A 9443-nucleotide genomic window follows, 5' to 3' on the forward strand; every position below is an offset into this window, starting at 1 on the left:
CGTGACGCGCGTCGATGTCGAGACCGCGCGTGAGATGGCAGAGGCGGTGCAGGCGGCGCTGCCCGCCGACATCGCGATCTTGGTCGCGGCGGTGGCCGACTGGCGCACCGCCGACACGCACGCGCAGAAGATCAAGAAGACTGGCGACGCGTTGCCCGCGCTTTCCCTGACCGAAAACCCTGACATCCTGGCCGGGTTGGCCAGCGGCCAGCGCCGCCCGGCGCTGCTGATCGGCTTTGCCGCCGAGACCGAGAATGTCATCGCGCACGCGCAGGCGAAGCGCGCGCGCAAGGGATGCGACTGGATCATCGCCAATGATGTTTCGGGCGATGTCATGGGCGGCGCTGAAAACGCGGTGCACATCGTTACGGACGCTGGCGTCGAAAGCTGGGCCAACCTGCCCAAGGATCAGGTGGCGCGCAAACTGATGGAGAAAATCGCCGATGTCGTGCGCTGATCATCCGCTGCCGCCCATCACCATCCGGCTGAAGCGGCTGGCGCACGGCGAAGGGCTGCCGTTGCCAAGCTATGCCACGCCGGGCGCAGCGGGCATGGATGTGGTCGCCGCCGAAGACCTTGTTCTGCAGCCCGGCCAACGCCACGCGGTCGCGACGGGGCTGGTGATGGCGATCCCCGATGGATACGAGGTGCAGGTGCGGCCCCGATCAGGGCTGGCGCTGAAGCACGGCATCACCGTGCCCAATACACCTGGTACCATCGACAGTGATTATCGCGGTGAGCTCAAGGTGATCATGATCAACCACGACAGCCAGGCATTTGCCATCCGGCGCGGTGACCGCATTGCCCAGTTGGTTGCCGCTCCGGTGCAGCGCGCCGATTTTGCCGAAGTCGATGACCTCGACGAGACGGCACGCGGCGCGGGCGGGTTCGGATCAACCGGTATCAGCTGATACCGGTCGATTGACTGTTACCGCCGCTGGCGCACCGGCCTCACGGTCTTGTCACCTTCCGGCGCAATCGAAATGCGCACGGTTTCGCCCGACTGACCGGGGAAATCGGTGAAGATCGCATCGATCAGATTGGGGACCAGATACGGCAGGTTCTTGCTGCGCGCCTGCGCCTCAGCCTTGCCTTCGAACAGGCGGCGGTTGTCCGCTGTCCGGTCGATCTTCAAGTCAAGGTCGCTGGTGTAGACGGTATAGCTGCGCACATCATTGCCCCAGCCAGGTCCAAAGATGAACGGATCATAAAAGCCGAAGCCAAAGCCGCGACGACCGTAAAACCCGCCCCGGCCCCATGGACCGAAGCCCCCGCCAAAGCCGCCCCCAAAATTGTCGGAAACCACCTTCTCACGGCCGTTGTCGACGCCGTAAGAAAAACTGACAATCATATCGGCGCGCGCCGGATCATTGGCGGGCACATAGCCGAGCTGCGCCATCTGGCGCGTCACCAGCCCGGCATATTGCGCAAACTCCAGCCCGCCCTGCAAGGCAGGATCAGACGCGGTCACAACAAAACTTTGCCCCTGCGGCGCGGGCAGCGCCTGAAAGCGCGCAACATCGGCCTTAAATGGGGTGGCACAAGCCGAAAGCGCCAACGCCAGCACGGGCGCTGCGAACAGCGCGGCGCGGCGGGATAGGCGATTGCGAACGGTCATGATCGATTCTCCAGGTGGCGGGCCATTGCACATGCGCGGCCCGCTAATGGATATAGGATTAGCTCGCCGCGAATGAACCCCATTTGAACGCGTTTGCGACAGATTGAGCAGCTAGCGCAGCAATCCCAGCGCCGCATAAGCCCCGTCGAGTGTCGGTTGCGCGACCGCGCGTGCCTTCTGCGCCCCCTTGACCAGAAGGGCATCGAGCGCTGCATCGTCATCCTTCAGCGCGATAAACCGCTCGCGGATCGGGCGCAGGGTTTCAACCAGCACCTCGGCCAGCGCAGGCTTGAACGCGCCAAAGCCCTGCCCTGCAAATTGTCCGCACACCGCATCGGGCGTCTGCTCGGTCAAGGTCGCATAAATGCCGACAAGGTTCAGCGCCTCGGGCCGCCCCGCCAGATCAGCCGCCTGCTCGGGCAGCATCTCCTGATCGGACTTTGCCTTGCGCACCTTTTGCGTGATCGTGTCATCGTCATCGGTCAGGTTGATGCGGCTCATGTCCGATGGATCGGATTTTGACATCTTGGCGCTGCCGTCACGCAGGCCCATGATCCGCGCCGATTCCTTGGGGATATACGGTTCGGGCAAGGTGAACAGCTCAACGCCGAAATCGGTGTTGAACTTGACCGCGATGTCGCGGGTCAGTTCAAGATGCTGTTTCTGGTCCTCGCCCACCGGCACATGCGTCGCCTGATAGAGCAGCACATCGGCTGCCTGCAGCACCGGATAGACGAACAGCCCGACGCTCGCGCCCTCGCGGTTCTTGCCCGCCTTGTCCTTGAACTGAGTCATCCGGTTCAGCCAGCCGATGCGCGCGGTGCCGTTGAGCAGCCAGGCGAGCTCAGCGTGCGCGGGCACACGCGCCTGGTTGAACAGAACGCTGCGATCAGGATCGATGCCGCAGGCGATCAGCGCGGCGGCCATCTCGCGCACGTTGCGGATGCGCGTATCGCGTTCCTCGTGCACGGTGATCGAATGCAGGTCGGCGAGGAAGAAAAAGCAGGCGCTGCCAGAATCTGTGGCGACGTCCATCTCATCCTGCATTTTCACCCAGTTGCGGATCGCGCCAAGATAATTGCCCAGATGCAGATTGCCGGTCGGCTGGATGCCGGAAAGGACGCGCATGAATTACTCCTGTTCAGCGGCTTTGCGCCGCTTGATGATACGCGCGATCCGGTCACGGTCCACTGCGCCTACTGCAAAACCGACCGCGAAATAAGCCAGAGCGCCCCCTGACACAATGATCGCCAGCGCGCCAGCGCGTTCCAAAATGCTGCCGACAAACCAGTCGTCGAGCACTCCGACCAGCCACCACAGCAGTGCCGCCATTGCGCCTGCCGCCACAACCTGACGCGCGATCCGCCAGATCAGGCTGGTCTGCAGGCGAAAATGATCGCGGCGGCGCAACACGACATAAAGCAAAATGGTGTTGAGCCAGGCCGCGCCCGCCCCTGCCGCTGCCAGCCCGACGATGCCGAACGGTTCGATCAGGATCAGGATCAACGCGACATTGAACCCCAGCGCCGCCGCCGCAGTATAGACCGGGGTCTTGGTATCGCGCCTGGCAAAAAAGCCTGGCGTCAGGATCTTGACCAGCACATAGGCCGGCAGCCCGGCAACCAGCGCCTGCACCACCATCGCGGTAATAGCGCCGTTTTCTGCCGTGAAGCGCCCGCCAACGAAGAACGCGCTGACAAACGCAGGCGCACACACCCATAGCGCGGCAGCGGCGGGTAGCGTCAGCAGCAACGCCAATTCGACCGCATCTGACTGGATGCGGCTGGCGGCTGCCTTGTCATCGGTGGCAATGCTGCGCGAGAGGCTAGGCAGGATCGCGGTGCCCAGCGCGATGCCAACGATACCCAGCGGCATCTGGTTCAGCCGGTCCGCCATCGACAGCATTGTGAGCGATCCCTGCGGCAGCTGTGTCGCAAAGAACGTGTCAATCAGCTGGCTGATCTGATAGACGCCGGCACCAAAGGTGGCAGGCAGGATCAGGCGGCCAAGCTCGCGGACGTCGGGCGTCAGCCGCGGGCGACTGAGCCTGAGGCGCAGCCCTTCACGCCGCACGCACCACCACAGATAAACGAGTTGTGCCGCACCCGACAACGCCACCGCAACCGACAGAACGATCACCACGATCCGGTCATCGTCACCATCGCCGCGCAGCCATGCACCGGTCAGCACCCCGGCGATCAGCACCAGATTGAACAGCACCGGCGCAAACGCGCCCGGTCCAAAGCGCGATCGCGCATTCAGAATGCCGCTCAGCAACGCCACGATGCTGATCAGCATCAGATACGGAAACGTGATGCGCGAGAGCAGCACCGCAAGATCGAACTTGCCATCGACCTGCATGTAGTCGCGCGCCAGAAGCCACACGATGCCCGGCATGACGAGCATCGCGAACCCGGTAAAACCGAGCAGCACCCAGATGAACACCGACAGCACATCGTTGGTGAACGCCTCAGCCTGCGCTTCACCATCTTCGGTTGCCATCTTGCGGCTGACCATCGGCACGAAGGCGACCGAAAATGCGCCCTCGGCAAACAGGCGGCGGAAGGTGTTGGGCAGCCGGAAGGCAAGCTGATACGCGTCAGCCGCCAGCCCGGCACCCAGCACGCGCGCCAGCAGGATATCGCGGGCAAAGCCGAATATCCGGCTGACCAAGGTAAGCCCGGCAATCGTGCTCGCCGATTTGAGCAGGTTCATGGCCGGTCAGGCGGTGCTATGCGTTGCCTTCAGCGGGTGGGACTGGTGCGCCGAAATTGGGGTCCTGCGCCTGCTGTTCGTACAGCGCGTTGAAATCGATGGGCTCAAGCACCAGCGGCGGAAAGCCGGCATCGCGAATGGCATTGCCCAGGATCAAACGGATCGTCGGGAACACCAGGCGCGGCGTTTCAGCAAACAAAAAGCGCCGGGTCTGTTCTTCATCGAGCCCACGCAAGCCGACCAGCGCGCCATAAGCCAGTTCGACCAGATAGGCTGTGCCCTGTTCGCACTTCGCCGCGATGGTGTAAGTGCACAGCATCTCATGCACTTCGTCGTTCAGCTGGCGCGATTCTGCGCGAAACTGGACATCGAAGTTGAGCTGGCCCGGCCATTGATAGGAATCGGGTGCGTTGGGGTTCTCGACCGACAGGTCCTTGATGTATTGCGAAATCATTCCCGCCTGCGGACCACCGCTGCCGTTGAGGCCGGGGTTCTGTGAGGTCACGGTGCCGTCAGTGTCGGCCATATTGGTCCCTTTCAAATAACGTGTCGTCTTAAAAATGCGGGTTGAACCGGGAAGCGCAAGCGCGTTTCGCGGGGCTCTAATCCGCCTTGTGCTGCGGCGCAAGCGCTGCGAATCATGATCGATTAGCCCGGCAACTGCCCTGCTCTGGCCAGCAAAGCAATTTGCATATTGACGCGCATGCCCTATGTTAGACGTAAGCTCGGCCAAGACAGCCGATTTTCCTCATCAAATATGGCGAAACAGGACAAGTTGTGACGGTAGAAATTATCATTTTGGCCATGGTTGCAGCCTTTCTTGGCCTGCGTCTGTATTCGGTGCTGGGCAAGCGCACCGGACACGAGCAGGAGCCGCTGACCCGGACGATGGACAACCCCGGCACCAAGGGCTCGACCGGCATTGAACGCGTGCCAGCCGATGACAATGCGGGCACGGTCGCACCCGGCCACACCAACGTGTTCGATATCACCGCAGAGCCCGGCATCCGCCAGATGCTCGCCGCAGACCGCAGCTTTGACGTGGGCCGGTTTCGTGAGGGCGCCAAGGCGGCATATGGCATGATCCTCGAAGCCTTTTGGGCGGGCAAACGCGAAGACCTGCGCGGCCTGTGCGATGACGAAGTGTATGAAAGCTTCGCCGAGTCGATCGAGCAGCGCGAAAAGCGCGGCGAGACGCTGGAAAACCGGCTGGTGCGGATCGATGAGGCACGGATTGTCGATGCCGAATATGATGCACCGACGGCGCGCATCACCGTGCGCTTCGATGCGGATATCGCTGCGGTCGTGCGCGGGGCCGATGGCGAACTGATCGCAGGCTCGATGACCGATGCGGTCTCGACCCACGATCTGTGGACATTCGCGCGCAATCTGCGCAGCGATGATCCCAACTGGCTGCTGGTCGAAACCGACCAGGCCTGACACGGCGCTAGGGGGCGCGGCCCATGCAGTCAGGTGCAGTCGCGCTTCCATTTTTATTGTTCACCACGCTCGCGTTGGCGGGCTGCGGTGGCATCGTGCCTTCGGGCACGCAGAACCCCGCACCGCCGCGCGCCAGTCTGCCCTACGAAACGCCGCGCGCTTCCACAACTCAGTCCGCGCGCGCTCAGCCTGCACCGCAAGGCACGGTCGCGCCCGCAGTCGGCCCCGCATCGAACTATACGATCCCGCGTGCAACACCGATGTCGCCCGTCTCTGGTCCCGCAATTACCGCGAGCACCGATGTAACGCAGGCCGCCGGACAAATGCTGCGCCGCGGCCCGGCCATCTCCAGCCTGCCGATCGAGCGCGATGACGCGCGCACCGCGCTGATCGCGTTTCGGTTAAGCTGCCCTTCGGTTGTCCGCCGCGCCGATGTGAGCGGTCTCACCCGGCCGGAAGACTGGCGCAGCGCTTGTGATGCAGCGGCGCGCTGGCCTGACAGTAATGCGCCGCGCTTTTTCACTGACCAGTTTGAGGCCGTCCAGGTCGGCGAAGGAGCGGCCTTTGCCACGGGCTATTTTGAGCCGGAAATTGCCGGATCCCGCACCCGCCGCGCCGGCTATGACGTGCCGGTCTATGGGCGCCCGACCGATCTGATCGACGTCGACCTTTCACCTTTTGCCGCCGAATGGGCGGGCAAGCGCGTGCGCGGCAAGCTGCAGGGCAGCGATCTGGTGCCGTATGACGATCGCACTGCGATAGAAAACGGTTCGCTTGGTGGCCGCGCGCCGATCGTCGCTTATGCAGCCGATGCCATCGAGTTCTTCTTTCTGCAGGTGCAGGGATCGGGCCGTTTGCGTCAGCCCGATGGATCGGTGATCCGCATCGGCTATGCCAGCCAGAACGGGCGCGACTATACCGGCATCGGCGCGCTGATGCGCGATCGCGGCCTGCTCGCGCCGGGGCAAGCAAGCATGCAGGGTATTGTCGCGTGGCTGCGCGCCAATCCGCAGGAAGGCCGCGCGATCATGCGCGAGAACAAGAGCTTCGTGTTCTTCCGTGAGCTCACCGGTCCGGGGCCATTGGGCGCACTGGGCTATCAGGTCGAGGCTGGAAGTACGGTGGCGACTGATCCCAAATTCGTGCCATTGGGCGCGCCGGTGTTCCTCGCCATGGACCGCGCTGAGCCGAACGGCCTGTGGGTGGCACAGGATACCGGCGGCGCGATCAAGGGGGCGAACCGTTTCGACACCTTCTGGGGCGCGGGCGAGCGCGCGCAGATCATTGCGGGCGGCATGTCTGCGCGCGGTCTGGCGCTGATCCTGCTGCCCAAAGGCAGTTTCGACCGGCTGGCCCGACAGGGACGATAGGATGACCGAAAGGCGTCCGCTGTCCGATGCGGAAGCGGCGCTGTGGAAGCGCGTGATCGCGACGGTTGAGCCGCTGAAGAGCAAAGTCGACCCACCCAAAGCCAGAAAAGCCCTCCCCCTTGATGGGGGAGGGTTGGGTGGGGGTGATGGTTCCGTCAAGTCGGGCGCTGGCGGCGCGCTCATCCCAACCGCTGCGACTAAGCCGCAAGCGGCCAAGTCTCGCGCCTCCCCCATCAAGAGGGAGGCCATGGTGCCGTCTAAAGTAGCCAAGCCCACACCCGCTTGGACCTACACCCCCGCCCCGATGCTCTCGGTCGCGGGCAACCTCGATGGCGGCTGGGACAAGCGCCTCGCCAAAGGCGGGGTGCAGCCCGATGTCACCATCGATCTGCACGGCCACACCCTGTCTGGCGCCTATGCCCGGCTCGATCAGGCGCTTGGACAGGCGGTGGCGGCAGACATGCGGCTGATGCTGCTGATCACCGGCAAGGCGCGCGCGCCCGACAGCGGTCGCGGCGCAATTCGCGGGGCGGTCTCCGACTGGCTCGCCTCATCGCGCCATGCCGGATCGATAGCCGCAGTGCGCAACGCGCATCCGCGTCATGGGGGCGAGGGGGCGCTGTATATCGTGCTGAGGCGGCGGCGATAATCCGCAAGCATCGCGCTGTTCTCCGGCGAAAGCCGGAGCCCAGGAGTCAGATTGCACTATCGCAACCCTGAATTCCGGCGTTCGCCGGAAAACAGGTCTTTCACTCCCCTTCGGGCTCAAACTCAAGCGAGGCGCTGTTCATGCAGTAGCGCAGGCCCTCGGGGCCGGGGCCATCGGAGAAGACATGGCCGAGATGCCCCTCGCAGCGCGCGCAGCGTACTTCGGTGCGCACCATGCCGTGGCTGGTGTCGACAATTTCCGCTACCGCCTCGGGTTCCGCAGGCGCTGTGAAGCTCGGCCAGCCCGAGCCGCTGTTGTATTTCGCCTCTGATTCGAACAGCGGCGCGCCGCATCCCGCACAGCGATACATGCCGGTGCCCTTGTGATCGTTGAACTTGCCGGTGAACGCCCGCTCGGTGCCGCCTTCGCGCAGCACATGATATTGTTCGGGCGACAATTTGGCGCGCCACTCGGCATCGCTGATGATGGTTTTTGTCATGGCTCTCTCCTGGGGAGCACTCAACATGGACCGGTGGGCGGCGCAGTCAAGATGCGCGCGCGGCAACCTTGGCGATTTCGAGCAATTCCTGCTCAAGCAGCAGCGCCGGACCAGGGGTCGGCTGCATCATCGCCTGTTGCAGGCCAAGCAGCCGTTCGACCAGCCGCGCCATCGTGGCAGGCCGACCCCAGGCGGTGAGCTGCCGGGTCCAGTCGCTCTGGCTGCCCCCGCCCCAAAGACGATTGCCGGACTTTTCACGACTCACCCACGCCCCGACATCGCGCACGGTGCCCATCCGGGCGGCGACCGCCGCAAGCTGCATCACCTGCCGCTGCATGACGATCACCAGCCCGACCTCTGATACTGCCTGTTCGCGCATCCGCTGCAGCTCTTCGGGCAGCCGCTTCAGATTGCCCGAGAGCGCCGCGTTGATAATCGGCTGCATCGCATCGTCTCCGGCATCGGCGCGCAGCGCAGTGATCGCCTCGCGGGTCACCGATTTGGGCGCATCAGGGCTGGCATCGAGATACAGCGCCAGCTTTTCGACCTCTTGCGCTGCCAGCCGCCGGTCGGCAGCGGTAAACCCGGCGATGACCTCCGCCAGATCATGCTCGATGGTCAGTCCGGCCTCGTGACCCAGTGCGATCACAATCTTGGACATGTCGGCTGCGGTGGGGATTTTTGACTGAACCGCCATCGCCAGCGGCGATGCCAGCGCGAGCTTGGCAATCCGCGATTTCTCGCTGATGCCGCTCGCCAGCATGATCACCGGGTTGATCGCCTGTGCGGCGGCCAGCAGCGTCTCGGTCGCTGGCAGACATTCCTCGCCATTGGTGGTGACGCGGATGTAGCGCTTGTCGCCGAACAAGGAGAGCGAGGCTGCTTCTGCCGCGAGCAAAGACGGGTCTTTGCTGAGCTGCGGCCCATCAAAATCGATTCGCTCCACGTCCGGGCCGAAACCGCTGGCAAGTTCGGCCGCAAGAGCGGCGTTGCCGCCATCATCTGCGCCGAAGATCAGATACAGCCGGATGTCAGGGCGCGGCCTGCGGGCCAGCGCACGGACGGCGGCGGCATCGCCCTTCATTGCGCCCCGCCCTTCATTGCGCCCCAACCTTCATTTCGCCCCAACCTTCATTTCGCCAAAGCCACCTC

11 protein-coding genes are annotated in these 9443 nt (G+C 63.8%); 5 read left to right on the forward strand and 6 right to left on the reverse strand.

Annotated features, from left to right (window positions below; translation table 11 throughout):
- On the forward strand, positions 1-457 hold a 457-nt coding region (locus ACEW8G_RS16180), incomplete at its 5' end, for a phosphopantothenoylcysteine decarboxylase (protein WP_373489422.1).
- The gene (gene dut, locus ACEW8G_RS16185; protein ID WP_373489423.1) at positions 444-911 is read left to right on the forward strand and encodes a dUTP diphosphatase; all 468 of its coding nucleotides are present in this window, start codon (positions 444-446) and stop codon (positions 909-911) included. The genes ACEW8G_RS16180 and dut, both read left to right, overlap by 14 nt.
- Positions 912-928: 17 nt before the next feature.
- On the opposite strand, the gene ACEW8G_RS16190 is transcribed toward dut, so the two are convergent.
- The 4 genes from ACEW8G_RS16190 to ACEW8G_RS16205 all read right to left on the reverse strand — a co-directional run bounded on the left by ACEW8G_RS16190 (position 929) and on the right by ACEW8G_RS16205 (position 4859).
- A complete protein-coding gene (locus ACEW8G_RS16190; protein WP_373489424.1) occupies positions 929-1618 on the reverse strand; it encodes a DUF4136 domain-containing protein in 690 nt (229 codons plus the stop codon).
- Positions 1619-1729: 111 nt separating this feature from the next.
- Entirely contained in the window at positions 1730-2746 is a 1017-nt protein-coding gene (trpS, locus tag ACEW8G_RS16195) for a tryptophan--tRNA ligase (protein WP_373489425.1), read from the reverse strand.
- 3 nt (positions 2747-2749) lie between these two features.
- A complete protein-coding gene (murJ, locus tag ACEW8G_RS16200; RefSeq protein ID WP_373489426.1) occupies positions 2750-4333 on the reverse strand; it encodes a murein biosynthesis integral membrane protein MurJ in 1584 nt (527 codons plus the stop codon).
- Positions 4334-4349: 16 nt separating this feature from the next.
- Positions 4350-4859: a protein-export chaperone SecB gene (locus ACEW8G_RS16205; RefSeq protein ID WP_373489427.1), complete on the reverse strand. Its 510-nt coding sequence runs from the start codon at positions 4857-4859 to the stop codon at positions 4350-4352.
- 278 nt (positions 4860-5137) lie between these two features.
- On the opposite strand from ACEW8G_RS16205, the gene ACEW8G_RS16210 reads away from it, so the two are divergent.
- The 3 genes from ACEW8G_RS16210 to ACEW8G_RS16220 all read left to right on the forward strand — a co-directional run bounded on the left by ACEW8G_RS16210 (position 5138) and on the right by ACEW8G_RS16220 (position 7792).
- Positions 5138-5773, forward strand: coding sequence for a Tim44/TimA family putative adaptor protein (locus tag ACEW8G_RS16210; RefSeq protein ID WP_373489432.1), 636 nt, complete (start codon positions 5138-5140; stop codon positions 5771-5773).
- Positions 5774-5796: 23 nt separating this feature from the next.
- Positions 5797-7143 (forward strand): murein transglycosylase A, encoded by a 1347-nt coding sequence (locus tag ACEW8G_RS16215; protein ID WP_373489428.1) that lies wholly within the window; start codon positions 5797-5799, stop codon positions 7141-7143.
- 247 nt (positions 7144-7390) lie between these two features.
- Positions 7391-7792 (forward strand): Smr/MutS family protein, encoded by a 402-nt coding sequence (locus ACEW8G_RS16220; protein ID WP_373489429.1) that lies wholly within the window; start codon positions 7391-7393, stop codon positions 7790-7792.
- A 100-nt stretch (positions 7793-7892) separates the two neighbouring features.
- On the opposite strand, the gene msrB is transcribed toward ACEW8G_RS16220, so the two are convergent.
- Together msrB and holA are read right to left on the reverse strand one after the other, a co-directional pair.
- Positions 7893-8291, reverse strand: coding sequence for a peptide-methionine (R)-S-oxide reductase MsrB (msrB, locus tag ACEW8G_RS16225; protein ID WP_373489430.1), 399 nt, complete (start codon positions 8289-8291; stop codon positions 7893-7895).
- Between the two features lie 46 nt (positions 8292-8337).
- On the reverse strand, positions 8338-9375 hold the full coding sequence (gene holA, locus ACEW8G_RS16230) for a DNA polymerase III subunit delta (protein WP_373489431.1): 1038 nt from the start codon (positions 9373-9375) through the stop codon (positions 8338-8340).
- Positions 9376-9443: the final 68 nt, after the last annotated feature.

The sequence above is a fragment of the Blastomonas sp. genome (assembly GCF_041747255.1).
GTDB lineage: Bacteria > Pseudomonadota > Alphaproteobacteria > Sphingomonadales > Sphingomonadaceae > Blastomonas.

What these genes read in the sequence shown, in the direction of transcription:
- msrB (WP_373489430.1), bottom strand. Translation starts at nt 8,291, where the DNA reads ATGACAAAAACCATCATCAGCGATGCCGAGTGGCGCGCCAAATTGTCG.
- dut (WP_373489423.1), top strand. Translation starts at nt 444, where the DNA reads ATGTCGTGCGCTGATCATCCGCTGCCGCCCATCACCATCCGGCTGAAG.
- ACEW8G_RS16210 (WP_373489432.1), top strand. Translation starts at nt 5,138, where the DNA reads ATGGTTGCAGCCTTTCTTGGCCTGCGTCTGTATTCGGTGCTGGGCAAG.
- ACEW8G_RS16215 (WP_373489428.1), top strand. Translation starts at nt 5,797, where the DNA reads ATGCAGTCAGGTGCAGTCGCGCTTCCATTTTTATTGTTCACCACGCTC.
- holA (WP_373489431.1), bottom strand. Translation starts at nt 9,375, where the DNA reads ATGAAGGGCGATGCCGCCGCCGTCCGTGCGCTGGCCCGCAGGCCGCGC.
- murJ (WP_373489426.1), bottom strand. Translation starts at nt 4,333, where the DNA reads ATGAACCTGCTCAAATCGGCGAGCACGATTGCCGGGCTTACCTTGGTC.
- ACEW8G_RS16190 (WP_373489424.1), bottom strand. Translation starts at nt 1,618, where the DNA reads ATGACCGTTCGCAATCGCCTATCCCGCCGCGCCGCGCTGTTCGCAGCG.
- ACEW8G_RS16220 (WP_373489429.1), top strand. Translation starts at nt 7,391, where the DNA reads ATGGTGCCGTCTAAAGTAGCCAAGCCCACACCCGCTTGGACCTACACC.
- ACEW8G_RS16205 (WP_373489427.1), bottom strand. Translation starts at nt 4,859, where the DNA reads ATGGCCGACACTGACGGCACCGTGACCTCACAGAACCCCGGCCTCAAC.
- trpS (WP_373489425.1), bottom strand. Translation starts at nt 2,746, where the DNA reads ATGCGCGTCCTTTCCGGCATCCAGCCGACCGGCAATCTGCATCTGGGC.